The organism is Streptomyces sp. NPDC031111, from assembly GCF_055570675.1.
This window is the reverse complement of sequence record NZ_JBVIGS010000001.1, coordinates 574,656-599,751: the sequence shown is the minus strand read 5'-3', so window position 1 is coordinate 599,751 and position 25,096 is coordinate 574,656. Positions and strand designations below refer to the sequence as shown.

Sequence of the window (25,096 nt, the reverse complement as noted above, 5' to 3'; positions counted from 1 at the left end):
AACGAACAGAAAGTCGTCCGGTTCTGGACATCACGGAAAGCCCGGGAGGGGCGGAGAGAAGGCGAGGGGGCGGGGTGTCCGGCCCTCCGGCACGGAAACCCCGCCCCCTCCGTCACATCAGGGCGGTCACGCCTCGCGCGTGCCCGCGTACATCTCCTCGATGAGGTCCTTGTACTCCCGCTCCACCACCGGGCGCTTCAGCTTCAGGCTCGGGGTGATCTCGCCGTGCTCGACGTCGAGGTCGCGGGGCAGGAGGCGGAACTTCTTGATGGTCTGCCAGCGCTGGAGCCCCTCGTTGAGCTGCTTGACGTAGCCGTCGACCATCTCGACCGTGGCGGGCGCGGCGACGATGTCCGCGTAGGGCTTGCCCTCCATGCCGTTCTCCGCCGCCCAGGCGGTGATGGAGGCCTCGTCGAGGGCGATGAGGGCGGTGCAGTAGTTCCGGTCGGCGCCGTGGACGAGGATGTTGGAGACGTAGGGGCAGACCGCCTTGAACTGGCCCTCGACCTCGGCGGGGGCGATGTACTTGCCGCCGGAGGTCTTGATCAGGTCCTTCTTGCGGTCGGTGATGCGGAGGTAGCCGTCGGCGGAGAGTTCGCCGATGTCACCGGTGTGGAACCAGCCGTCCTCCTCCAGGACCTCGGCGGTCTTCTCGGGCAGGTTGTGATAGCCCTGCATGATGCCGGGGCCGCGCAGCAGGATCTCGCCGTCGTCGGCGATGCGCACCTCGGTGCCGGGGAGCGGCTTGCCGACGGTGCCGGTGCGGTAGGCCTCGCCGGGGTTGACGAAGGAGGCGGCGGAGGACTCGGTGAGGCCGTAGCCCTCCAGGATGTGGATGCCGGCACCGGAGAAGAAGTAGCCGATCTCGGGGGCGAGGGCCGCGGAGCCGGAGACGCAGGCGCGGAGGTTGCCGCCGAAGGCCTCGCGGATCTTGGCGTAGACGAGCTTGTCGGCGACGGCGTGCTTGCCGCGCAGGCCGAAGGGGGCGCTCGCGGTGCCGGTGCGGCGGAAGTTGTCCTGGGTGACCTTGGCGTACTCGCGGGCGACGCCGGCCGCCCACTGGAAGATCTTGTACTTGGCGCCTCCGCCGGCCTTCGCCTTGGCGGCGACACCGTTGTAGACCTTCTCGAAGATGCGGGGCACGGCCGCCATGTAGGTCGGCTGGACCACCGGAAGGTTCTCGATGATCTTGTCGACGCGGCCGTCGACGGCGGTGACGTGGCCGAGCTCGATCTGGCCGGAGGTGAGGACCTTGCCGAAGACGTGGGCGAGCGGCAGCCACAGGTACTGCACGTCGTCCTTGGTGCACAGGCCGGTCGCCGCGATCGCCTTCGCCATGTAGGCCCAGTTGTCGTGCGGCAGGCGCACGCCCTTGGGGCGGCCGGTGGTGCCGGAGGTGTAGATGAGGGTGGCGAGCTGGTCCTTGGTGATCGCGGCGACCCGCTCCTTGATCAGCTCCGATTCCTTCTGGAGCCGCGCGGCGCCGCGCTTCTCCAGTTCGGTGAGGGTGATCACGAAGTCGTCGGTGTCGGCGCCGACCGGGTCGATGACCACGACGCGGGTGAGCTCGGGCAGCTCGGCGCGCTTCTCGACCGCCTTGGCGGCCTGCTCGGCGTTCTCCGCGATGAGCACGCGGCTCTGGGAGTCGGAGAGGATGTAGGCGGACTCGTCGGCGTTGGTCTGCGGGTAGATCGTGGTGGTGGCGGCGCCCGCGCAGAGGATGCCGAGGTCGGCGAGGATCCACTCGACGCGGGTCGAGGAGGCGAGCGCGACCCGCTGCTCCGGCTCCACGCCCAGTTCGATCAGGCCGGCCGCGATGGCGTGGACCCGTTCGGCGGTGCCCGCCCAGGTGAGTGACTTCCAGTCGTCCGGGCCCTCACCGGAGGCCGGGGGGACGGGGTAGCGGTAGGCCTCGGCGTCCGGTGTGGCCGCCACACGCTCCAGGAAGAGGGCCGCCACGGACGGCGGTCGGTTCTCGATCAGTGTCTGTGTGTCGCTCACGACATCCTCCGGGGCCCGCGACGGTGCGGCTGGCTCAGTGCGGCTGGGGTTTCCTCGCGCCGTTGTTTAACTCGCGAGTAACTATCGAGCACGGACAGAGTAAAGGGCGACCGGCCACGGCGTAAGGGGTCACGGCCTGTAACTTCGCACAGAGAGCTACCTGACCGACGCGTAGGGCCCGCCGCACTCGCGTGCGACGGGCCCGGTTACGCCCGGTTTGCGGAGTGACCCGCAGTAACCTCCGGCTACTTCTTGCTCTTGGCCGATCCCGCGCTGTCGTCGCTGGAGAGGACGGCGATGAAGGCCTCCTGCGGAACCTCCACGGAACCCACCATCTTCATCCGCTTCTTGCCTTCCTTCTGCTTCTCCAGCAGCTTCCGCTTACGGGAGATGTCACCGCCGTAGCACTTGGCGAGAACGTCCTTGCGGATGGCGCGGATGGTCTCGCGGGCGATCACCCGGGAGCCGATGGCGGCCTGTACCGGCACCTCGAAGGCCTGCCGCGGGATCAGCTCCTTCAGCTTGGCGACGAGCCGCACGCCGTACGCGTACGCCTGGTCCTTGTGGGTGATCGCGGAGAACGCGTCCACCTTGTCGCCGTGCAGCAGGATGTCGACCTTGACCAGGCTGGAGGTCTGCTCGCCGGTGGGCTCGTAGTCGAGGGAGGCGTAGCCGCGCGTCTTGGACTTCAGCTGGTCGAAGAAGTCGAAGACGATCTCGGCGAGCGGGAGGGTGTAGCGGATCTCGACGCGGTCCTCGGAGAGGTAGTCCATGCCGAGCAGGACACCGCGCCGGGTCTGGCACAGCTCCATGATCGAGCCGATGAACTCGCTGGGCGCCAGGATGGTGGCGCGCACGACCGGCTCGTACACCTCGCCGATCTTCCCCTCGGGGAACTCGCTCGGGTTGGTGACGGTGTGCTCGCTGCCGTCCTCCATGACCACGCGGTAGACCACGTTGGGGGCGGTGGCGATCAGGTCGAGGCCGAACTCGCGCTCCAGGCGCTCGCGGATCACGTCGAGGTGCAGCAGGCCGAGGAAGCCGACGCGGAAACCGAAGCCGAGGGCGGCGGAGGTCTCCGGCTCGTACACCAGGGCGGCGTCGTTGAGCTGGAGCTTGTCGAGGGCCTCGCGCAGCTCCGGGTAGTCGGAGCCGTCCAGGGGGTAGAGGCCCGAGAACACCATCGGCTTGGGGTCCTTGTAGCCGCCGAGCGCCTCCTCGGCGCCCTTGTGCTGGCTGGTGACGGTGTCACCGACCTTGGACTGGCGGACGTCCTTCACACCGGTGATCAGATAGCCCACCTCGCCGACGCCGAGGCCGTCGGCGGGCAGCATCTCCGGCGAGTTGGTGCCGATCTCCAGCAGCTCGTGGGTGGCGCCGGTGGACATCATCCGGATCCGCTCGCGCTTGTTGAGCTGGCCGTCGATGACACGGACGTACGTCACGACACCGCGGTAGGAGTCGTAGACCGAGTCGAAGATCATCGCGCGGGCGGGGGCGTCCTTGACGCCGACCGGGGCGGGGATCTCGGCGACCACCTTGTCCAGCAGCGCCTCGACGCCGAGGCCGGTCTTCGCGGAGACCTTGAGCACGTCGTCGGGGTCGCAGCCGACCAGGTTCGCCAGCTCCTCGGCGAACTTCTCCGGCTGCGCGGCCGGCAGGTCGATCTTGTTCAGTACGGGGATGATCGTGAGGTCGTTCTCCATCGCCAGGTAGAGGTTGGCGAGGGTCTGCGCCTCGATGCCCTGGGCGGCGTCGACCAGCAGGATCGTGCCCTCGCAGGCGGCGAGCGAGCGGGAGACCTCGTACGTGAAGTCGACGTGCCCGGGGGTGTCGATCATGTTGAGGATGTGCGTGTTGCCCTCGTCGTGGGTCGGGGCCCACGGCAATCGCACCGCCTGGGACTTGATCGTGATGCCGCGCTCGCGCTCGATGTCCATGCGGTCGAGGTACTGAGCGCGCATCTGCCGCTGCTCGACCACCCCGGTCAGCTGGAGCATCCGGTCGGCGAGCGTGGACTTGCCGTGGTCGATGTGCGCGATGATGCAGAAATTGCGGATCAGCGCCGGGTCGGTACGGCTCGGCTCGGGCACATGGCTGGGGATCGCGGGCACGCAGGGTCCTGATTCTTGAGGCGTCCGCATACGTGTGCTTGTCCGTCTGCGGTCTCGGGTCGGATCGATACGTAGCCTCCATGGTCCCACGGGTGGCGACCCGGGACGGGTTTGGGCCACCGAATGGGCCGCTGGTAGTGTGGGGGGCTGTGTCTCATGCCCTCTCAGCGCGAGGCACACCTCAAGAAAATCACCGGCGCGGGGTCCAGTGCGGCCTCGTACCAGAACCTGAAAAGGCTCATTCGTGGCGAACATCAAGTCCCAGATCAAGCGGAACAAGACCAACGAGAAGGCCCGGCTGCGCAACAAGGCCGTCAAGTCCTCTCTGAAGACCGCGATCCGCAAGGCCCGCGAGGCCGCCGCCGCGGGTGACGTGGAGAAGGCCACCGAGTACCAGCGCGCCGCCGCGCGTCAGCTCGACAAGGCCGTCTCCAAGGGCGTCATCCACAAGAACCAGGCCGCCAACAAGAAGTCGGCGCTGGCTCAGAAGGTCGCGGCCGTCAAGGGCTGAACCACCCTGTGATCTGATCGCCGGCGGGACCCGGGCGGGCCCTCTCTCATCCGCCCCCGGCCGGCCCCCGAGCCCGTACGCGGCCTGCGTTCGCCACGCGGGTACGGGCTCACCCGCTTCAACCGAAGGCCCCGCCCTCACCCCTTCCCCGGGGTGGTGGACGGGGCCTTCGGGCGTTTCTTGGCCCAGAAATCGCTTCTAGGCCCAGAAGTCGTTCATCGCGTCGATGTCGGCGACGCACTCGTCGAGGTCCGTCATCCTGTCCCCGACGATCCGGAAGACGATGCATCCGTCCACGTCCAGGTGCCTGCCCTTGCGGTCCGCCGTGAGGTGGTGCAGGGACACGGCGTGACCCCGGGCGTCGACGAAAATCTGTCCCAGCTCGACGGCGAACGTACCGTCGGTCTCGGTACCGAGTTGCCGGTACATGTCGAGGATCTCGTCGGCGCCCTTGAAGTCTCCGGCCAGCACCCCGGTACCCGGCACGTGGTGCGTGGCGTCCGACGCCAGCATTCCACGCAGGGCTTCCATGTCCCCCCTGATGAAGGCCTCGTAGCCCTTCCGGACGAGCTGTGCGCTCGGGTGTTCAGCCATCGCGCTCGCCACCTCTCCGTACCTGAGCGGCCTGCGGCTGACACCTCCGATTCTCCTCCCGGAGAACGACGGGGCTACTCGATCAACCGCCGCTGTCCCGGTCCCGGGGGCGGTCCCGGGGGCTACGCCCGTCCCCTCGACCGGGCCGCGCGGGCGACGGTCACTACCGCCTTCTCCAGGGCGTACTCCGGGTCGTCGCCGCCGCCCTTCACGCCCGCGTCGGCCTCCGCCACGGCGCGCAGCGCGACGGCCACGCCGTCCGGGGTCCAGCCGCGCATCTGCTGCCGCACCCGGTCGATCTTCCACGGCGGCATGCCCAGCTCACGGGCCAGATCGGCCGGTCTGCCCCCGCGCGCCGACGACAGCTTGCCGATCGCCCGTACGCCCTGGGCGAGCGCGCTGGTGATCAGCACGGGGGCCACCCCGGTCGACAGCGACCAGCGCAGGGCCTCCAGGGCCTCCGCCGTACGTCCCTCGACCGCGCGGTCGGCGACGGTGAAGCTCGATGCCTCGGCCCGCCCGGTGTAGTACCGGCCGACGACCGCCTCGTCGATGGTGCCCTCGACATCCGCGGCCAGCTGGGAGACGGCCGAGGCCAGCTCGCGCAGATCGCTGCCGATGGCGTCGACCAGCGACTGGCAGGCCTCGGGGGTGGCCGACCGGCCGGCCGTCCGGAACTCGCCCCGCACGAAGGCCAGCCGGTCCGCCGGCTTGGTCATCTTCGGGCACGCGACCTCCCGCGCCCCCGCCTTGCGCGCCGCGTCGAGCAGCCCCTTGCCCTTGGCGCCGCCCGCGTGCAGCAGGACGAGCGTGATCTCCTCGGCGGGCGACCCGAGGTACGCCTTCACGTCCTTGACCGTGTCGGCCGAGAGGTCCTGCGCGTTGCGCACGACCACGACCTTGCGCTCGGCGAAGAGCGACGGGCTGGTCAGCTCGGCGAGGGTGCCCGGCTGGAGCTGGTCCGGGGTCAGGTCGCGTACGTCCGTGTCGGCGTCGGAGGCCTTCGCGGCGGCCACCACCTCCTGCACGGCACGGTCGAGCAGCAGGTCCTCCTGGCCCACGGCGAGTGTCACCGGGGCGAGAGGGTCGTCGGATGCGGTCTTCCTGGCCATCGCGCCAAGCATCCCACGCGCCACCGACAACGCCGGCCCGCCGGGGCGCCCCGCCGTCTCAGGGCTCCTCCCGCCAGCCCTCCCACTCGGCCGCGAACGCGTTCAGCTCGGCGGGGTCCAGCCGCTCCGACTCGTCCCGCAGGACGACCAGCCACTGCGCGTCCTCCGCGTCGTCCTCACCCGCCAGGGCGTCCCGCAGCAGCCTCGGTTCCTCGTCCACGCCGAACCGTTCCCCGAGCGCCTCGGCCACCTCCTCCGCGGCGTCACGGTCGGGCAGCACCAGCACATGTCGCACATCACTCACAGGGGTCATTGTCCGGCACCCGGTCCCGCCCGGTCGCCGCCGGTCCCACCCCGGTCAGCCGGTGTGCCCGGTGCCGCGCGCCGTGGGCACCGCGTCCAGGACGATGCCGAACCGGTCCCGGTAGAGCGCGAGCACCTCCTCGTCCGTGGCGATCTCACGCTCCCGCCGCGTCCCGTCCGGCGCGGTGACCGTGAAACGGCGGCCGCTGAGCGTGATCCGCCCCCCGTCCTCGGTGATCCGCGAGCACACCGGCGACTTCGTGAAGTGGGAGGCCGGTGAGGTGCTGTGCCACCACGCCCCCGCCGTGAAGTCGGCGAGCGCCCTGGGCCGGACCTCCAGGCGGTACACCAGCCGCCCGTCGCGGCTCACGTCCAGGTCCGCCGCCTCCACGGTGTCGTGCCCGCCGCGCACTCCGGCCGGGTCCGCGCCCGCCTCGACGATCCGGAACGTGCCCCCGGGGTCCTCCTGCTCGCCCCGCTCCCCGAAGGCGAGCGGCAGATGGCAGTGCGCCCCGAAGCCGATGTCCGCCAGCCAGTCGCCGCCGTCCACCGTCCGTACCCGCAGCGCGAGATGGTCGTACGGGATGCCGAGCCGGCCCCCGTCCCCGTACACCCGGGCCGCGAGCAGGGTGACGTCGTAGCCGAGGGCGGCGAGCAACGCCCCGAAGGCGCCGTTGAGTTCGTAGCAGAACCCGCCCCGCCGCTCCTCCACGACCTTGTCCAGCAGCCGCTTCTCGTCCAGCACGATCTCCTCGCCGAGATGGATGGACAGGTTCTCGAACGGCACGGTCAGCAGATGCCGCAGATGCAGCTCGCGCAGCGCGTCCACGGTGGGCCAGGCGGGCTGCTCGACGCCCAGGCGGCGCAGATAGGCGTCGATCCCCGCGGTGTTCATACCGTCCGTCATGCCGTCAGTCATGCCCTCAGTGTCGCGCCACCCGCAGCTCCTTGCTCCCGTTCCCGCCGACGGTCACCGCCAGCTCCCCGTCCCGGTCCGTCCGCAGCACCGTCGCGCCTCCGTCACGGAGGGCGGCGACCGTGCCCGGGGCGGGGTGCCCGTACGTGTTGTCCTCCCCCGTGCTGATCAGCGCCAGCCGTGGGGCCGCCAGGCGTATGAGGTCCGCGTCCTGGTACGCCGAGCCGTGATGGGCGACCTTGAGGACGTCGACGTCGGCCAGTCGCCGGGCCGCGGACGATCGGGCCAGGGCCCGCTGGGCCGGGGGTTCCAGGTCCCCGAGGAGCAGCAGGCGCAGGCCGGCCGTGCGGACCAGCATGGCCACGCTGGCGTCGTTCGGGCCCTCCGGCACGGACGGAGCCGGCGTACCCGGCGTACCCGGCGGACCCGGCGGTGGCCACACCACCTCCCAGGACAGGTCGCCCGTGCGCCGGGCCTCACCGGCTGCGGCGTGCGTCACCGGGACGTGCCGGTCCGCGGCGAGTCTCCGTACGAACGCGGCCTGGTCGGCGGGTTCTTCGAAGGCCGTCGTCCCGATGGCGCCCACCGCGCGTCCGCGCAGCACACCGGGCAGGCCCGCCACGTGGTCGGCGTGGAAGTGGGTCAGTAGGACGAGCGGGACGCGGGTGATGCCCAGCGAGCGCAGGCAGCGGTCCACGAGGGCCGGGTCGGGTCCGGCGTCCACGACCACGCCGGAGTTCCCGCCCGCCGCCAGCACCATCGCGTCGCCCTGGCCCACGTCGCACATCACCATCCGCCAGCCCGGCGGCGGCCAGCCCGTGATCACCCTGGTCAGCGGCGGGGGCTGCACCACCAGGAGCACCAGCGGCAGCGCGCAGGCGACGCACCACCAGGGGTGCCTCAACAGGCGCCGCCCCACGAGCAGTGCGGCCAGGGTGACGGCGCCGAGTGCCGCCGCCCCGGCCCAGCTGCCGGGCCAGTCCACTCCCGCGCCGGGCAGTGCCGCCCCGGTCCTGGCGACCCGCGCGATCCACTCGGCCGGCCAGCTCGCGCACCAGGCCAGCGCCTTCGCGGCCGGCATCGCCACCGGCGCCGTGGCCAGGGCCAGGAAGCCCAGCACCGTGGCCGGCGCGAGCGCGAACTCCGCGAGGAGGTTGCAGGGGATCGCCACCAGGCTCACCCGCGCCGCGAGCACGGCGACCACCGGTGCGCACAGTGCCTGCGCGGCGCCCGCGGCGGCCAGCGCCTCCGCGAGGCGGGGCGGGACCCCGCGCCGCCGCAGTCCCGCGCTCCAGCGCGGAGCGAGGGTGAGCAGCGCGCCGGTGGCCAGCACGGAGAGCAGGAAGCCGTAACTGCCGGCCAGCCAGGGATCGTACAGCACCAGGAGCAGGACGGCCGTCGCCAGGGCCGGGACCAGGGATCTGCGGCGGCCGGTGGCGAGGGCGAGCAGCGCGACGGATCCGCAGGCGGCGGCCCGCAGCACGCTGGGGTCCGGACGGCACACGACGACGAAGGCGAGGGAGAGCGCCGCGCCCAGCAGTGCGGTGGCCCGCAGGGAGATGCCGAGGCGGGGTGCGAGCCCGCGTCGTTCGGCCCGCTGTGCCAGGCCGGGAGGGCCGAGGAGCAGGGCGAGGAGGATCGTGAAGTTGGCGCCGGAGACGGCGAGCGTGTGGGTGAGGTCGGTCTCCCTGAACGCCTCGTCCAGTTCCGGGGTGATCCTCGCCGTGTCGCCCACGACCAGACCTGGCAGCAGCGCCCGCGCGTCCGCGGTCAGTCCGTCGGTCGCCTCCCGCAGTCCGGCCCGCAGCCGTCCCGCGAGGCGCTGCGGCGCCGACGGCCGGCCTGTGACCTCCGGGCCGTCGCGGCCCCTCACGCGGAGTACGGCGGCGAACCGGTCGCCGCCCGCCCTCGGCGGGGCGAGCCGCGCCTCGACGCGGAGGCGGGTGGAGGGCAGGAGGCCGAGCCAGGGGGAGCTCTCCGCCCGGCCGGGCGATGTCCGGTCGGCCCGGCGTGGGTCGACGATCAGCAGTACGGGTGCGCGGGTGGTCCGCGCGGTGCCGTCGGCGCTTTCCACCCGCCGCGCGTCGGCCTCGATCAGCACGGAGGTCGGCGCCATGTGGTTGCCGCTGACCCTGGGGCGGGTGAGCCGGGGGTCGGAGGTGATCTCGACCTCGGCGGTCACCGGCGCGTACTCCCGTGCCAGGGCGGGCACAGGGCCCCGTCGCAGGTCCGCGCCGTGCAGGCCCGCCGATCCGGCCGCCGCGGCGACGCAGAGCAGCGCGGCGGCACCGGCGTGGGCGGTGGCCCTGCCCCGTGCGGTCAGCCGGCTCCGCGCCACGAGGAGGACGCCGGCCGCCAGCAGGGAGACGATCACCGCGCCCGCCGCCCGGCCGGGCGGGGCGTGCACCATCACCGCGGCGGTGGCCCAGGCGGCCAGGGCGGGCGGGACCAGCCGGAGGTCCGTCGGCCCCTCCTGCCTCGGGTGCGCGGCTCCGAGGCGGCTCCCCGAAGCGGCGTGGACGGGCCGCCGGGTGGTGGGTTCCGTGTCCGGTGCGGTGGTCATGGGCGGACGAGGTCGCGCAGCTCCGCGAAGCGGCGGTCGCCGATGCCGTTCACCTCGCGCAGTTCGTCCACCGAGCGGAAGCCGCCGTTGCGGGTGCGGTGGTCGAGGATGTGCTGGGCCAGCACGGGACCGACTCCGGGGAGCGTGTCGAGCTGGTCGAGGGTGGCGGTGTTGAGGGACACCGGTGCCGCCGGTCCGGCTGCCGCGGCCGTACCCGTACCGCCGCCGCCCGGGGACGCCGCGGCCGGTGCCGGGGCTCCCACGACCACCTGCTCGCCGTCGACGAGGAAGCGGGCGCGGTTGAGGGTGTCGGTCCTGGTGCCGGGGCGTACTCCGCCCGCCGCCCGCAGCGCGTCCTCGACGCGTGAACCGGCGGGCAGACGGTGGATGCCCGGGTCCCGCACCTTGCCGCCGACGTCGACCACGATCTCGGGCGCCGCCGAGCCGCCGGCCTTCGCCGGGCCACCGGCCGACCGGGCTCCTTCGCCGTCCGCGCCCTGCTCCCCGTGCGGCAGCGCGGCCCTCACCACCTCCGGTGCCCGTACCGGCTGGGTCCGGCCGGCCCAGAAGTGCTGCACGGCGAAGGCCACGGCCAGCACCAGCAGTGCCGACAGCGCGATCACGCTCCGCCGTTCCAGCCCGCACCGCGCCTGCACCCACAACGGCAGACGCTCCCGCAGCGCGAGCCCCACCCGCTCCCGGCCGGAGGCCCTCTCGTGCCCTCCCGGCTCGGGGAAGTCGGCGTCGTCGTCCACCGCGCCACCGCCGTGCCGGGCCGCCGGGCGCTCCCCGCCCACCGGCCGGCTCCCGCCGCCCCCACGCTCCACAGCCACGGCACGACCCAGCCCGGCCGACCGGCCCGCGTCCCCCACGGCAACCGGCCCACCCACGGACGGCCGATCCACCCGGCGCTCCCCGACCACCGGCCGGCTCCCGGCCACCCGACGCTCCCCAGCCACGGCACGACCCGGACCGGTCGACCGCCCCGCGTCCCCCACCCGACCGACAACCCTCGCGCCACCCAAGGCCACCGGCCCACCCACGGACGGCCGATCCACCGGGTGCTCGCCCGCCACCGACCGGTTCCCGGCAACCCGACGCTCCCCAGCCACGGCACGACCCGGACCGGTCGACCGCCCCGCGTCCCCCACCCGACCGACAACCCTCGCGCCACCCACGGCAACCGGCCGACCCGCCACGGACGGCCGGTCCGCCGGCACCACCGGGTGATCCCTGGTCGCCGCGCGGCCGGCACCGCGCGTGCGATCCGCGACCGCGGGCCGATGCGCGTCGGGTGGCCGGCTCCCCGCCGCTGAGTGGTCCGCCGCCACGCGACGGGCGCCCGCGCGACCCGCGGCCACCGCCCGGTCCGCCGTGCCCGGAGGGCCGGGCCGGGCGATTCGGTGTGTGCCGGCCCGTGCCGCCCAGCCCGGGGGACGCCTGCCGCCGGTGTCCTCCTGGTCGTCGAACAGGGACTGTGCGCGGTGCCGGAGTTCCTCCGCCGCCGCTTCGCGGTTCCGGGCCCGGAAGCCGCCCGGCCGACGGTGGCGGGCGCGGCCGTCGGAGGCGGGGGCGCGGCCGGGGCCGCTGGTTGCCGTCGCCGTACGTGAGCTTGAGCGTGATCGAAGTGCCATGCGAGGAGGATCCGGCACAACGCCGCATCCGCGATGATCTTGCTCAATTCCCGTGGACTACGGCCCGGTTGTGGACAACTCCGTCACCCTCACGAGTGCGAACACAGGTCACCGGGGCGAGACCACGACCCCCAGCAGCCCGGGGCCCGTGTGCGCCCCGATCACCGCCCCCACCTCGCTCACATGCAGGTCGGCCAGTCCCGGCAGCCGGGTCCGCAGCCGGTCCGCGAGGGCGGAGGCGCGCTCCTGGGCGGCGAGGTGGTGGACGGCGATGTCCACCTCCGCCCCGCCCGCGCGTTCGGCCGCGATCTCCTCGAGGCGGGCGATCGCCTTCGACGCCGTGCGCACCTTCTCCAGCGGCTCGATGCGGCCGCCCGCCAGCTGGAGCAGCGGCTTCACCGCGAGGGCCGAGCCCAGCAGGGCCTGCGCGGCGCCGATGCGGCCGCCACGGCGCAGGTAGTCGAGGGTGTCGACGTAGAAGTACGCGGAGGTGCCCGCCGCCCGTTTCTCCGCGGCCGTGACCGCCTCGTCCACCGTGCCGCCCGCCTCCGCGGTCTCCGCCGCGGCGAGGGCGCAGAATCCGAGAGCCATCGCGATCATGCCGGTGTCCACCACCCGCACCGGCACCGGCGCCCCACGGGCCGCCACGACCGCCGCGTCGTGGGTGCCGGAGAGTTCGGCGGAGAGGTGGAGGGAGACGATGCCGGTGGCCCCCGACTCGGCGACCTTGCGGTAGGTCTCGGCGAAGACCTCGGGGCCGGGGCGTGACGTCGTCACCGGGCGCCGCTTCTGCAAAGCCTCGGCGAGGGAGCGGGTGGAGATCTCGGTGCCCTCTTCGAGCGCGCGGTCGCCGAGGACCACGGTCAGGGGTACCGCCGTGATGCGGTGCCGCTCCATCGTCCGGGCCGGAAGGTAGGCCGTTGAATCGGTGACGATCGCGACATGGCGGGACATGAGCTGGAGGTTACCTGGCGTAGTGCCCGTGCGGCAGCCCGGCCCCGCGGGCCGGGTCCGGCGGTGGCCGGATCAGGGGGTGCTCAAGTGGTGCTCTCGGGGCGGGGCTTCTTCTGCCAGGGGTAGGTGGGGCGGGGCGCGGCCGGGGTGATGGCGGGCCGCGCGGGCTCCTGTTCCGGTTCCTTCGCCGAGGCGGGCTCCGGAGTCTCCGGCCAGGTCTGACCGGCCGTCGGGGCGTCGGCGGTGGGTGCTTCGGGCCAGGGCGGGGCTGCCGGAGACGGTTCCGTGGTGGTCCAGTGCCGCAGGGCCCCGGCCTCCATGTCGATCTGCTCGCTGAGGGAGTCCAGGTCGTCGGAGGCGAAACGGCGGGCGCGGTCGCGGGCCGCCCAGCGCAGGGAGTCCGCGGAACTCGTGATGCGCTCGGTGCGCTCGCTCAGCTCGGGCAGTCGCGCGGCGAGGGTGGCGCGGTCCGGTTCGGACTCCAGGCGCCTGAGCTCGCCGTCCAGTTCGTGACCGTGGGCGCTGAGCCGCTGGAACAGGGCGAGGGACTCCTTGATGGACTCGTCCTCGGCGACGGCGGCCTCCAGCGCGTCCTGTGTGGCCCGCATGGAGGTGCGCAGCTTGAGCCGGAGCTGGGCGATCTCACCGGCCGGTCCGGGCTGGGCGAACGCCTTGGCCCGCAGGGTGTGGTCCTCGACCGTGCGGCGGGCCTGGGTGATGTGGCGGTCCGCGCTGCGCTTGGCGGCGCCGACGACCTTCACCGTGGCGTAGGCGCCGAGCACGACGAAGAGCACGAAGAGCAGGGCGACCACTGCGAACACCGCTTCCACGAAGCTCCTCCTCCGGGCCCCTGTTGCCTGTCCCGGCGCACTCCGCGCCGCTCCTCCACGGTAAACGCAACGGGCAGGCCCGGAGTTCCCGAAAAACCCCGAACCTGCCCGTAGGGGGTCACCCGGACCCCGAACGCTCACCTCACGCCGGAACGATGTTCACCAGTTTCGGTGCCCGGACGATCACCTTGCGGATGCCGGCGCCGTCCAGCGCCGCGACGACCCGCTCGTCGGCCAGCGCGACCTTCTCCAGCTCGTCCTCGGCGATGCCCGGGGACACCTCCAGCCGCGCCTTGACCTTGCCCTTGATCTGCACCACGCAGGTCACGGTCTCGTCGACCACGTAGGCGGGGTCGGCGACCGGGAAGTCCCGGTGGACGACGGAGTCGGTGTGGCCCAGCTTGCGCCACAGCTCCTCGGCGATGTGCGGGGCCAGCGGCGCGATCAGCAGCACCAGGGGCTCCGCGACGGAGCGCGGCAGCGCCCCTCCCCGCTTGGTCAGGTGGTTGTTCAGCTCGGTGACCTTGGCGATGGCGGTGTTGAAGCGCATGCCCTCCAGGTCGCCGCGGACGCCGTCGATCGCCTTGTGCAGGGCGCGCAGGGTGTCCTCGTCGACCTCGTCCGTGTCGACGACGGTCACCTCGCCGCTCGCCTCGTCGACGACGTTGCGCCACAGCCGCTGGAGCAGCCGGAACTGGCCGACCACCGCGCGGGTGTCCCACGGCCGGGACACGTCCAGCGGGCCCATGGCCATCTCGTACAGGCGCAGCGTGTCGGCACCGTACTCGGCGCAGATCTCGTCCGGAGTGACGGCGTTCTTCAGGGACTTGCCCATCTTGCCCAGCAGCCGGGAGACCCGCTCGCCCTGGTACCAGTAGGCGCCGTCGTGCTCCTCCACCTCGGCGGCCGGTACGGCGATGCCCCGGCTGTCGCGGTAGACGTAGGCCTGGATCATGCCCTGGTTGAACAGCTTGTGGAACGGCTCCGCCGACGACACGTGCCCCAGGTCGTACAGCACCTTGGACCAGAAGCGGGCGTACAGCAGGTGCAGTACGGCGTGCTCGGCGCCGCCGACGTACAGGTCGACGCCGCCGTGCGGCATGCCCTCGCGCGGGCCCATCCAGTACTGCTCGATGGCCGGGTCGACCAGCTTCTCGCTGTTGTGCGGGTCCAGGTAGCGCAGCTCGTACCAGCAGGAACCGGCCCAGTTGGGCATGGTGTTGGTCTCGCGCCGGTACCTGCGCGGGCCGCGGCCGTCGCCCAGGTCCAGGGTGACGTTCACCCAGTCCGCGTTGCGGGACAGCGGCGTCTCGGGCTGGGTGTCGGCGTCGTCCGGGTCGAAGGTGCGCGGCGAGTAGTCCTCGACCTCGGGCAGTTCCAGCGGCAGCATCGACTCGGGCAGGGCGTGGGCGATGCCGTCCTCGTCGTAGACGATCGGGAAGGGCTCGCCCCAGTAGCGCTGCCGGCTGAACAGCCAGTCGCGCAGGCGGAAGTTGACGGTGCCCTCGCCGTGGCCCGTGTGCTCCAGCCACTCCGTGATGCGGGCCTTGGCCTCGGTGACGCCCAGGCCGTCCAGCGTGACGCCGGCGCCGGACGAGTTCACGATCTTCGCGTCGTACGAGACGAACGCGTCGTCCCACGTCGACGGGTCGGTGCCGCGTCCGTCGGTCGGCTCGACCACACAGACGATGGGCAGTTCGAAGGCGCGGGCGAACGCGAAGTCACGGGTGTCGTGGCCGGGGACGGCCATGATCGCGCCGGTGCCGTAGCCCATCAGGACGTAGTCGGCGATGAAGACGGGCACCTGCTCGCCGTTGACCGGGTTGGTGGCGTACGCGCCGATGAAGACGCCGGTCTTGTCCTTGGCCTCGGCCTGCCGCTCGACGTCGGACTTGGAGGCGGCCTGCGCGCGGTAGGCGGAGACCGCCTCCGCGGGCGTGGCGTGTCCGCCGGTCCACACCTCGTGGGTGCCCTCGGGCCACTCCTGCGGGGTGAACTTCTCGACCAGCGGGTGCTCGGGCGCCAGCACCATATAGGTGGCGCCGAACAGGGTGTCGGGGCGGGTGGTGAAGACGGTGACGCGCTCGCCGTCGATCGGGAAGTCGACGCGGGCGCCCTCGGAGCGGCCGATCCAGTTGCGCTGCTGCAGCTTGATCGCCTCGGGCCAGTCCAGGGCGTCCAGGTCGTCCAGCAGACGGTCGGCGTAGGCGGTGATGCGCATGTTCCACTGGCGCAGCTTGGCCTTGAAGACGGGGAAGTTGCCGCGTTCGGAGCGGCCCTCGGCGGTGACCTCCTCGTTGGCCAGCACGGTGCCCAGTCCTGGACACCAGTTGACCGGCGCGTCGGAGGCGTAGGCCAGGCGGAACTCGCCCAGGACGTCGGCGCGCTCGGCCTCGCTCAGCTCGTTCCAGGAGCCGCCGCCGGGCAGCGCGCGCTCACCGGACTCGAACCGCTCGACCAGCTCGGAGATCGGGCGGGCCCGCCCCGCCTCCTCGTCGTACCAGGAGTTGAAGATCTGCAGGAAGATCCACTGGGTCCACTTGTAGTAATCCGGGTCGATCGTGGCGAACGACCGGCGCTTGTCGTGGCCCAGGCCCAGCCGGCGCAGCTGGCTCTGCATGTTCTTGATGTTGGCCTCGGTGGACACGCGCGGGTGCGTGCCGGTCTGCACGGCGTACTGCTCGGCGGGCAGGCCGAAGGCGTCGAAGCCCAGGGTGTGCAGGACGTTGTGCCCGGTCATGCGCTGGAAGCGGGCGAAGACGTCGGTGGCGATGTAGCCCAGGGGGTGTCCGACGTGCAGTCCCGCACCGGAGGGGTACGGGAACATGTCCATGATGAACTTCTTGGGCTTGGCGGCCGTCACCGGGTCGCCCGACAGGTCGCCGCTCGGGTTGGGCGCGGCGTAGGTGCCCTCGGCGTCCCAGAAGTCCTGCCAGCGTGCCTCGATCTCGGCCGCCAGGGCGGCCGTGTAGCGGTGCGGCGCGGCCTCCGCGGCTGCGGTGGCAGCGGGGTTCGTCTCGCTCATGGTCCTCAATGCTCCATCGATCGTCTCTGCCTGCTGCTGCGACTGTCCGGAAATGAAAAATCCCCTCGCACAGGAGGGGACGCCGCGCCGATTCCGACCTGCCGGTGATCGGCGGTCGGGACTGATCAGCGCGGCTCGCTAAGCAGAAGGCGTACGGCACGCATGGCGCCAGGGTACCGCAGTCGGTGATCCGGCCGCGACGCGCTTCCCGCCACGTTGACCCCCGTTCAAATGTTACTTCGCGTAACAACCACTAAGGGACATCACAACGACCACATTGTCTTTTGATAACAGCGCAATAACTCAAACCTCGTACTCATCGGTATGACGAGCTCTAGAGTGCGGCAGCGGGACCGCTTTACCGAACCGTTCGGAGTTGCCCCCATGAACCCTCGTCCAGACAGCAGCCCACCCCCCGCACGGGGCCGGTCGGCTGCGGCTCCGTCGTACCCGCTCCGCGTCGTGACGTCGGGAGGCAGGTCGTGAGGCCGGACGACAGCACTGCGGACGACTGGCTCGTCGAGTTCCTCAGCTTCGGCGCGGGCGTCCTGTCGCTCGTCTGCCTGAGCTGCTCGGTGATCTGGGGACTCATCGCCCAGGACCGGATCCTGCTCGGCCCGCGGCAGCGGATCCTGGCGCAGGCGGTGCACCGGACGACCGCGGTCGCCTCGATCGTCTTCCTGGTGGTGCACATCGTCGTCAAGCTGGTGCAGGAGCACACCTCGTGGATCGCCGCGGTGATCCCCTTCGGACTGCTGCTCACCGACGACGAGGCCGTCACGGGCAGGGCGTTCCTCATCGGCCTCGGCACCCTCGCCGGCCTGCTGATGATCTTCGTCGGCATCACCGGTGTGCTGCGCAACCGCTTCGCCTCCCCGGCGCCGGTGGCGGCCCGCTGGCGGGCGATGCACATGCTGGCCTACCCGGCCTGGTGCGCCGCGCTGGTGCACGGCCTCTACGCGGGTCGAGCCGCGAAGCCGATCTTCCTGATCCTCTACGGCCTGTCCGTGGTCGGTGTCACGGCGGCCCTCGTCGTGCGCGCCTCCCCGCCCCGCGTCAAGCGCAGAATCGCCGACCGGATCATCGCCCTGCTCGGCGCCCCCGACCAGCAGCGCGTCCGCGAGGAGCAGCTGGAGGAGAGCAGGTCCCGGGCGGCCGAGTCCGCGCTGCCCGGGTACGACGCGGGGCGCGGCCCCGCGCGGGGCGACGGGCGTCCGCGCGGCGAGCGCCCGCTGTACGAGACCGCCGAGCGCGCACCCGCCCCGGAGCCGGCGAACGGCTTCGCGGCCGCCTACCGCGCGGTGTCGGCGCCCGGCCGGCCCCCGGCCGGACAGGCCCCCCTCACCGACGCGACCGCCCGCATGGAACTGCCGCTCGACATGCAGCCGACGGAGGCCATGCCGCGCCTGGACGGCCCCTCCAGTACCTCGGGCAACTGGCCGATCCCGTCCCCGCCGCCGGTCGGCGAGGCCCCGCCGTCGGCGTACGACCCGCTCAACGACACCGGATACAACATCCCGGCCTATGACAATTCGGTCGGCTCCGGCTACGGCTCGAGTGATGTGTACGACACCGGTGAGACGAACACCCTCTACGGCACGTACAACCCGAGTGACACGTACAACAGCGGTCCCGCCAATGAACCACTCCCCGGTGCGTCGCCCTCGTCGTCCTACGACTTCGACGCACCGGGTTCGGGCGAACCTTGGAACACGCCCTCCGGAGGCTTTAAGTGAACGAGGCCCTGCCCGACGTACCCGAAGTCCGCGTGGTCGGGCTTCCCCAGCTCACGTCGGGCTTCGACCTTGTCGACCGGCTCGACCTGCCCATGCACCTCAAGGTGCACGGACCGCTCGAGCCCCTGGGCGGTGAGCAGCTCGCGCAGCTCGCCGAACGCATCAACCTCAGGGGCCGCGGCGGCGCGGGGTTCCCCTTCCACAAGAAGCTGCGCTCGGTCGCCGAATCGGCGATCAAGCGCGGCGTCCGGCCGGTCGTCGTCGTCAACGGCAGCGAGGACGAGCCGGCCTGCCGCAAGGACACGGTGCTGATCAACCGTGCCCCGCATCTCATCCTGGACGGCGCGCTGCTGTGCGCCGAGGCCATGGGTGCCCGCACGCTCGTGGTGGGGGTCACCCGGGAGTCCACCCAGCGCTCCATGGAGGCCGCGCTCGCCGAACGCGGCCTGAGCAACGGACGCCGTTCCGCGCTGCGCGCCCGCGTGCAGCGCAACCCGGTCCGCATGGTCACGGGCGCGGCGGCCTCCCTGATCCGCTCCATCGACGGCGGCCCGGCGATCCCGCCGGGCCGCAAGGTCAGCGCCTCGAAGAACGGCGTCGGCGGCGCGCCCACGCTGCTGTCCAACGCCGAGACGTTCGCCCAGCTCGCCATCGCCGCCCGCATCGGGCCGGAGCGCTACGGCAACACGGGCCTGTACGACGAGCCGGGCACCGTGATGCTCACGGTGTCCGGGGCGGTGGCCCGCCCCATGGTGATCGAGGTGCCGACGGGTGTGCCGCTGCGCTACGTCCTCCAGCTCGCCGGCGCCCCGCCGGTGCCGCAGGGGGTGCTGACGGGCGGCTACCACGGCAAGTGGATCGACGCGGCGACCGTCAACGAGGCGATCGTCTCCCGCAACTCCCTGGACGCGGTGGGAGGTTCGCTGGGCGCCGGGGCGATCCTGCCGATCAGTCAGGACACCTGCGCGCTGGGCGAGTCGCTGCGCGTGGCGCAGTGGCTCGCCGAGGAGAGCGCGGGTCAGTGCGGCCCCTGCTATCTGGGGCTGCCGGCCGCCGCGCGCGGCCTCGAGGACATCCTCAACGGCGGCGGGCCGGCCGCGCTGGAGGCGGTGAAACAGGTCGCCAAGAACGTGAAGCGGCGCGGCGCGTGTTCGCACCCGGACGGCTCGGCGATGTTCCTGGAGTCGACCGTCAAGGCGTTCACCGACGACCTCGCCGCCCATGTCCTCGGCAACGGCTGCGGACGGCCCGTCGCGGGCGTCCTGCCGCTCTTCGAGGGAGGCAGGGCCCCTACGGGCATCCCCGGCGGGGGAGGCGAGGAGAACGGGCCCAGCCGCCAGAAGATCTACGTCGACTGGACGCTGTGCCGGGGCCACGGCCTGTGCGCGGACATCCTCCCGGAGGTCTTCCAGCTCGGCGCGGACGGCTTCCCGACGGTGGCTCAGGCCCAGGTGCCGCGCTTCGCCGAGGCGAAGGCGCTGCGGGCGGTGCGCCGCTGCCCGGCGCTGGCGCTGCGCATCGAGGAGGAGGCGCCGCAGGCCAAGGCGCCGTCCCGCAATCTGCCGGTCCTCTCGCAGGGCCGCGGCCGGCGCGCCCTGGGCCGCTGAGACGGGTCCGCCCCCGCGGTCGGCGGGGGCGGACACCACGGGCACAGCACCGGCTCACACCGGTACGCCACCGGCTCACGCCCGCACAACCAGCGAGGGCGGACCATCCGTTCGGATGATCCGCCCTCGACTTCTGTGGAGCTAAGGAGAATTGAACTCCTGACCTCCTGCATGCCATGCAGGCGCTCTACCAACTGAGCTATAGCCCCTTGCGTAGCGCCGCCCGGTTTCCCCGGCGGCGACGCCAACTTTACACGGTCGACCCGGGCCAACACCAAATCGGTTTCGCTTCGCTCGGCGATGTCCGAAATGCCCGCCCGGGTCACGCGGTCACGAACGAATAGAAACGCTTGAGTGTGCAGTGCTCCTCCAGGAGCCGGCCGTAGATCGGCTCCCCCTCGAGTTCCCGGTACGTCTCGATGGGGTCGCCTTTTATGATCAGCGCCCGCGCGCACTCCTCGCACCAGTACTGGTAGTCGGGATTGATCGGCTCCATGTCCCGCACGATCGGCGTCCCGCTGCCGCACCAGTCGCACTTCCGCCTGTGTGCACCCATCGATCAGCTCCAGCTGTGGCCGCAGGCCGTGCACACGTACGAGATCCCGCCGTTGTCGCCGAGTACCTGGGCGACATGGGCGGAGCCGCAGGAGGGGCAGCTGAGGCGGGTCGAGGTCCGTCGCGTGGATATCGCTCCGAGGAGGTGATCGACCTCCTCGATGATGCTCGCAGGCATCACAACTCCCTCCCGTCGGGCCGCGCCCCCTTCCGGCCGTTTGATTCTGCCACGACCGGGCCAACACGGTCAGCGACGCCGTGGTACCGGTCGGGACACGGCTCGACGCCTCGCAGAGGTATACGCCCGCGCGTGCCGTCCTGTTCAACGGCGGACAACGAAAGATCCCGCCTCCCCGGAGGGAGGCGGGATCTTCGTCCTGTGGAGCTAAGGAGAATTGAACTCCTGACCTCCTGCATGCCATGCAGGCGCTCTACCAACTGAGCTATAGCCCCGGGTTGCCGCGCGATGCGGCTGCCTGGTGTTCTTTCCCGCTCGGCGGGGCGAACAAGAAGAACTTTAGCCTGTGACCTGCCGGAAAGTGAAATCCGGGTCCCGGGGCGTCCCGGGGCCGGATCGAAGCACTCTCAGTCGTCGTCGCCGAGCACCGGTTCCGGCAGCGTGCCGGCGTTGTGCTCGAGCAGGCGCCAGCCACGCGCGCCCTCGCCGAGGACGGACCAGCAGCAGTTGGTGAGGCCGCCCAGGCTCTCCCAGTTGTGCGGGTCGAGGCCGAGCAGCCGGCCGATGGTGGTGCGGATGGTGCCGCCGTGGCTGACCACGACGAGCGTGCCGTCCTCCGGGAGCTTCTCGGTGTGCCGCAGCACCACGGGGGCGGCACGGTCGGCGACCTCGGTCTCCAGTTCGCCGCCGCCCCTGCGGACCGGCTCGCCGCGCTTCCACGCGGTGTACTCGTCGCCGTACCTGGCGATGATCTCGTCGTGCGTCAGGCCCTGCCAGACGCCCGCGTAGGTCTCCCGCAGGGCCTCGTCGAGGGTGACGTCCAGGCCGGTGAGCGCCGCGAGCTCGGCGGCGGTGGCCGCGGCCCGCTTCAGGTCGGAGGCGACGATCGCGTCGGGCCTCAGCCCCGCGAGCAGCCGGGCGGCGCGGCGGGCCTGCGCGACGCCGGCCTCGGTGAGCTCCACGTCCGTGGAGCCCTGGAAACGGCGCTCCACGTTCCACGAGGTCTGGCCGTGCCGCCACAGGATGACGCGGCGGCCCCGGCGCACGGGCCCGCCCACCTCACCCGTGGCGCTCACCGCCACTCACCGCCGGTCTGCGCCGCCTCCTCCGCCTCCTGGAGCTTCGCGTGCTCGGCGGCCTTGCCCCGGGTGGCCTTGGCGTCCTCGGGGAGCTCCAGCTCGGGGCAGTCCTTCCACAGCCGCTCCAGGGCGTAGAAGACGCGCTCCTCGCTGTGCTGGACGTGGACGACGATGTCGACGTAGTCGAGCAGCACCCAGCGGGCCTCGCGGTCGCCCTCGCGGCGGACCGGCTTGGCGCCGAGCTCCTTGCTGAGCCGCTCCTCGATCTCGTCGACGATCGACTTGACCTGGCGGTCGTTGGGCGCGGAGGCCAACAGGAATGCGTCGGTGATGGACAGCACGTCACTGACGTCGTAGGCGACGATGTCGTGCGCGAGCTTGTCGGCGGCCGCCTGGGCGGCGGTGTGGACGAGCTCGAGGGAACGGTCGGTTGCGGTCACTGCGAGGCTTTCGATCGACGGGCACTTGCCCTCCAGGGTCTCACGGACCGCCGGGCGCACCCCACGTGATTACGGAGGGTGCGCCCTGGCTCGCTACGAGCCGGGTTCGTAGTCCTGGCCGAGGACCACCGAGACGCGGGCGTTCGCGGAGACCTTGCCCTTGGTGACGGCGTCGGCGGGCAGGCCCAGGGTCTTGGCGACCTCGGTGGCGTTCTCCTTCTCGGCGGCGTCGGCGTAGACGACCTTCGAGGCGGCCTCGGCGGTTCCGGCGGTTCCGGCGTCCCGGAAGGTGAAGCCGCCGTTGAGGAGCACCACGCGGGCCTTCTCCGTGTTGTCCTTCGCCCCGGTGGCGTTGCGCACGGAGACGCTGACGGCGGCGTCCTTGTCGGGGCTCTTGGCGGTGCCGCCGAGGACGTCCTTGACCACGCTGTCGCTCGCCTCGGCGGTGAGCGTGCCGTCCTCCTGCACGGGCAGCAGCGCGGTCCTGTGGTCGCCGCCCTTGGCGAGGTCGGAGAGCCGGGCGAGGAAGGATCCCAGGTCCTTGTCGGTGAGCGGGGGCTCCAGGATCTGGCCGAGGGTCTGGATGGTGGTCGTGGCGGCGTCCGGGTCGGAGGTCATCTTGCGCAGGACGCCGTGCAGGACCTGTCCGAACCGCTCCAGCTGGGCGTTCTGGTCCTCGCCGGGGGCGCGGTGGGTGGCGTAGGCGACGGCCGCCTTGCCGCTGAGGGTCTGGCCCTTCCCCTTCCTGACCAGGGGCGCCTCGCCCTTCTTGGCGTCCGGGTCGGGTACGTCGGTGTCGGTGTCGACCTCGATGTTGCCGACGAGGTCGACGAGGGTGAGCAGGAAGGGGGTGTCCAGACGCCAGCTGCCCTCGATGTCGGTGCCGAGGACGGTGTCGAGCGCGGTCCGGGTGCCCTCGGAGCCGTCGTCCTCGACGGACTTGGCGAGCGTGGTGGTGGTGCCGTCGTCGGCGGTGAGGGCGAGGGAGTTGGGCAGCAGGACGGTGGTGCCCCGCTCGGTGGTGGTGTTGTCGACGAGCAGGGCCGTGGAGGTGCCGCCGTTGGTGGTGTCGTGCAGGTGTACGACGATGACGTCCCGCTTCTGCGCGCCCGCCGCCGTGGTGGTGCCGGTGCCGGAGCCGGAGTCGGACAGGCCGGGCAGTTTCCCGGCGTACCAGAGGTAGCCGACGCCGCCCACGGCGACCAGGGCGAGGACCACGACGAGGGCGATGATCCGGCTGCGCGCGCGGCGGCGGGCCTCCTCGCGGCGCTCGGTGCGGTTCTCGGTGAACTTGAGCCAGTCGATGACGTCCTCGGAGTCGCCGTCGGGCTCCTCGACGAAGGCGAACTGCTCGGTGCGGTACTCCGGTGCGGGCTCGGCGGGGCCGTGGTCGTCGTCGGCGGGGCCGGGCTGCTGCGGGATGTGCGCGGTCTGCTCGGTGACCCGGGGCTGCTGCCCGGTGTGCGCGGTCTGCCCGTAGGGGTCGTACGGGGCGCCCTGGCCGCCCTGCTGGGTGCCGTAGGGGTCGTAGGAGCCGTAGCCGGGCGCCTGCGGCTGTTGCGGGGGCACGGGGCCGGTGCCGTACGGGTCGTACGGCTGGTGTCCGCCCGTGGCGTACGGGTCGTAGCCGTAGCCCTGCTGCTGGTAGCCGTCGTACTGCTGTGGCTGCTGTGGCTGTTGTGTCTGCTGGTCCGTGGCCTGGCGGTAGACAGGCCGGCCGTACTCGTCGTAGCCGACGAGCTCGTACGGGGCGCCCCCGTCAGCCCCGTATCCCGCGTCGTATCGGTCGTTCACCGGTGCCCCTCTCGGCTCACTCGCCGCGGTACAGCTCGCGCTTGTCGATGTAGCGCACGACTCCGTCCGGCACCAGATACCAGACGGGTTCTCCCTTGGCGACTCTCGCACGGCAGTCGGTGGAGGAGATGGCGAGGGCGGGAACCTCGACGAGCGAGACGCCGCCCTCGGGCAGGCCGGCGTCGGTCAGGTGGTGGCCGGGCCGGGTCACGCCGATGAAGTGTGCCAGGGAGAACAGTTCCTCGCTGTCGCGCCAGGTGAGGATCTGGGCGAGGGCGTCGGCGCCGGTGATGAAGAACAGGTCCGTGTCCGGGTTGAGCGCGCGCAGGTCGCGCAGGGTGTCCACGGTGTAGGTGGGGCCCCCGCGGTCGATGTCGATGCGGCTCACCGAGAACTGCGGGTTCTCGGCGGTCGCGATGACCGTCATCAGATAGCGGTCCTCGGCGGCGGAGACCGCGCGGTGGCTCTTCTGCCAGGGCTGGCCCGTGGGGACGAAGACCACCTCGTCGAGGTGGAACTGCGCGGCGACCTCGCTGGCCGCCACCAGGTGCCCGTGGTGGATCGGGTCGAAGGTGCCGCCCATGACACCGAGGCGACGCTTGCCCTGCCGTGACGGGCCGCTGCCGGGGCCGGTAGGCATGTCCTGCTCTCCCATGCGTGCAGACCCTACCGGCCCGGCCTGAGGACCACGGCGGCCAGGGCGGCCGGCGGCCGGCTCAGCGGTCGCGGTTGAAACGCGTGGTGATCCACAGCAGGAGCAGCAGGACGAACAGGGCGCCGCCGCCGGTGAGGTAGGGGCTGAGGCTCTCGTGGTTGCCGCTGTGCTCTCCGCCCTCGGCGGCAAGGGTGGCGAACTGGGCAGCGGTGCTGGGGATGCTCATCTTCGGCAGGACCTATCGCGTGTGGGCGGGATAAAGACGTCGGCTCATCGTATGCGGGCGCCTTCGCGCCGATCACTCCGACTCCGCCGTTGCGGGCGCGGGGTGGGGGCGGGGGCGGGCCGAAGGAACCTTCCCGGCGCCCCAGTCGTCCTTCCGGCTGTAGCCGCGCAGCGGGAACCACGCGGTGAGCGCACCGCCCGTCCACGGTGTCTCCGCCTAGGCTGGGCCTCGCCGCGGGGGAGCGAAGGGCCGCACAAGGGTCCGCGAAG

At 71.9% G+C, this 25,096-nt stretch carries 21 protein-coding genes and 2 tRNA genes; 3 read left to right on the top strand and 20 right to left on the bottom strand.

Annotated elements, in window-relative coordinates; all coding sequences use genetic code 11:
- Positions 1-126: 126 nt before the first annotated feature.
- On the bottom strand, positions 127-2,001 hold the full coding sequence (locus ACZ470_RS02635) for an AMP-dependent synthetase/ligase (protein ID WP_468423717.1): 1,875 nt from the start codon (positions 1,999-2,001) through the stop codon (positions 127-129).
- Between the two features lie 245 nt (positions 2,002-2,246).
- A complete protein-coding gene (gene lepA, locus ACZ470_RS02630) occupies positions 2,247-4,115 on the bottom strand; it encodes a translation elongation factor 4 (RefSeq protein WP_468423716.1) in 1,869 nt (622 codons plus the stop codon).
- A gap of 244 nt (positions 4,116-4,359) precedes the next feature.
- Between lepA and rpsT the strand changes: the two genes are divergently transcribed.
- Positions 4,360-4,626 carry a 30S ribosomal protein S20 gene (rpsT, locus tag ACZ470_RS02625; RefSeq protein ID WP_030858234.1) on the top strand — a complete coding sequence of 89 codons (267 nt, stop codon included), beginning with the start codon at positions 4,360-4,362 and terminating at the stop codon, positions 4,624-4,626.
- A 198-nt stretch (positions 4,627-4,824) separates the two neighbouring features.
- On the opposite strand, the gene ACZ470_RS02620 is transcribed toward rpsT, so the two are convergent.
- From ACZ470_RS02620 to leuS, 9 genes are all read right to left on the bottom strand, one after another.
- Complete coding sequence (locus ACZ470_RS02620) at positions 4,825-5,220, bottom strand: nuclear transport factor 2 family protein (protein WP_468423715.1); 396 nt, start codon at positions 5,218-5,220, stop codon at positions 4,825-4,827.
- Between the two features lie 122 nt (positions 5,221-5,342).
- Entirely contained in the window at positions 5,343-6,332 is a 990-nt protein-coding gene (gene holA / locus ACZ470_RS02615) for a DNA polymerase III subunit delta (RefSeq protein ID WP_468423713.1), read from the bottom strand.
- 58 nt (positions 6,333-6,390) lie between these two features.
- A complete protein-coding gene (locus ACZ470_RS02610) occupies positions 6,391-6,636 on the bottom strand; it encodes a hypothetical protein (protein WP_468423711.1) in 246 nt (81 codons plus the stop codon).
- Positions 6,637-6,690: 54 nt separating this feature from the next.
- Complete coding sequence (locus tag ACZ470_RS02605; protein ID WP_468424046.1) at positions 6,691-7,530, bottom strand: arylamine N-acetyltransferase family protein; 840 nt, start codon at positions 7,528-7,530, stop codon at positions 6,691-6,693.
- Between the two features lie 28 nt (positions 7,531-7,558).
- Positions 7,559-10,114, bottom strand: a complete 2,556-nt coding sequence (locus tag ACZ470_RS02600; protein ID WP_468423710.1) for a ComEC/Rec2 family competence protein — start codon at positions 10,112-10,114, stop codon at positions 7,559-7,561.
- Complete coding sequence (locus tag ACZ470_RS02595; RefSeq protein WP_468423708.1) at positions 10,111-11,112, bottom strand: helix-hairpin-helix domain-containing protein; 1,002 nt, start codon at positions 11,110-11,112, stop codon at positions 10,111-10,113. Before ACZ470_RS02595 ends, ACZ470_RS02600 begins: the two co-directional genes overlap by 4 nt.
- A 744-nt stretch (positions 11,113-11,856) precedes the next feature.
- On the bottom strand, positions 11,857-12,702 hold the full coding sequence (locus ACZ470_RS02590) for a DegV family protein (RefSeq protein WP_468423706.1): 846 nt from the start codon (positions 12,700-12,702) through the stop codon (positions 11,857-11,859).
- Between the two features lie 83 nt (positions 12,703-12,785).
- On the bottom strand, positions 12,786-13,532 hold the full coding sequence (locus tag ACZ470_RS02585; RefSeq protein ID WP_468423704.1) for a hypothetical protein: 747 nt from the start codon (positions 13,530-13,532) through the stop codon (positions 12,786-12,788).
- A gap of 142 nt (positions 13,533-13,674) precedes the next feature.
- Positions 13,675-16,557 (bottom strand): leucine--tRNA ligase, encoded by a 2,883-nt coding sequence (gene leuS / locus ACZ470_RS02580; protein ID WP_468423702.1) that lies wholly within the window; start codon positions 16,555-16,557, stop codon positions 13,675-13,677.
- 482 nt (positions 16,558-17,039) lie between these two features.
- Here leuS and ACZ470_RS02575 point away from each other — a divergent pair, with 482 nt between their 5' ends.
- The gene (locus tag ACZ470_RS02575; protein ID WP_468423700.1) at positions 17,040-18,293 is read left to right on the top strand and encodes a ferric reductase-like transmembrane domain-containing protein; all 1,254 of its coding nucleotides are present in this window, start codon (positions 17,040-17,042) and stop codon (positions 18,291-18,293) included.
- On the top strand, positions 18,290-19,900 hold the full coding sequence (locus ACZ470_RS02570; RefSeq protein ID WP_468423698.1) for an NADH-ubiquinone oxidoreductase-F iron-sulfur binding region domain-containing protein: 1,611 nt from the start codon (positions 18,290-18,292) through the stop codon (positions 19,898-19,900). The genes ACZ470_RS02575 and ACZ470_RS02570 overlap by 4 nt, the downstream gene beginning before the upstream one ends.
- A gap of 136 nt (positions 19,901-20,036) precedes the next feature.
- Here ACZ470_RS02570 and ACZ470_RS02565 read toward each other — a convergent pair.
- From ACZ470_RS02565 to ACZ470_RS02525, 9 genes are all read right to left on the bottom strand, one after another.
- Positions 20,037-20,109 (bottom strand) — tRNA-Ala (locus ACZ470_RS02565).
- Positions 20,110-20,222: 113 nt separating this feature from the next.
- Positions 20,223-20,456 carry a hypothetical protein gene (locus tag ACZ470_RS02560; protein ID WP_006136074.1) on the bottom strand — a complete coding sequence of 78 codons (234 nt, stop codon included), beginning with the start codon at positions 20,454-20,456 and terminating at the stop codon, positions 20,223-20,225.
- Between the two features lie 3 nt (positions 20,457-20,459).
- Positions 20,460-20,633: a hypothetical protein gene (locus tag ACZ470_RS02555; RefSeq protein WP_468423696.1), complete on the bottom strand. Its 174-nt coding sequence runs from the start codon at positions 20,631-20,633 to the stop codon at positions 20,460-20,462.
- 202 nt (positions 20,634-20,835) lie between these two features.
- Positions 20,836-20,908, bottom strand: a tRNA-Ala gene (locus ACZ470_RS02550).
- A gap of 132 nt (positions 20,909-21,040) precedes the next feature.
- The gene (locus tag ACZ470_RS02545; RefSeq protein ID WP_468423694.1) at positions 21,041-21,709 is read right to left on the bottom strand and encodes a histidine phosphatase family protein; all 669 of its coding nucleotides are present in this window, start codon (positions 21,707-21,709) and stop codon (positions 21,041-21,043) included.
- On the bottom strand, positions 21,706-22,152 hold the full coding sequence (rsfS, locus tag ACZ470_RS02540; RefSeq protein WP_468423692.1) for a ribosome silencing factor: 447 nt from the start codon (positions 22,150-22,152) through the stop codon (positions 21,706-21,708). The genes ACZ470_RS02545 and rsfS overlap by 4 nt, the downstream gene beginning before the upstream one ends.
- A gap of 93 nt (positions 22,153-22,245) precedes the next feature.
- A complete protein-coding gene (locus ACZ470_RS02535; protein WP_468423690.1) occupies positions 22,246-23,946 on the bottom strand; it encodes a LytR C-terminal domain-containing protein in 1,701 nt (566 codons plus the stop codon).
- Between the two features lie 16 nt (positions 23,947-23,962).
- Positions 23,963-24,601 (bottom strand): nicotinate-nucleotide adenylyltransferase, encoded by a 639-nt coding sequence (gene nadD / locus ACZ470_RS02530; RefSeq protein WP_468423688.1) that lies wholly within the window; start codon positions 24,599-24,601, stop codon positions 23,963-23,965.
- Between the two features lie 61 nt (positions 24,602-24,662).
- Positions 24,663-24,827, bottom strand: coding sequence for a hypothetical protein (locus tag ACZ470_RS02525; protein WP_468423686.1), 165 nt, complete (start codon positions 24,825-24,827; stop codon positions 24,663-24,665).
- Positions 24,828-25,096 lie beyond the last annotated feature (269 nt).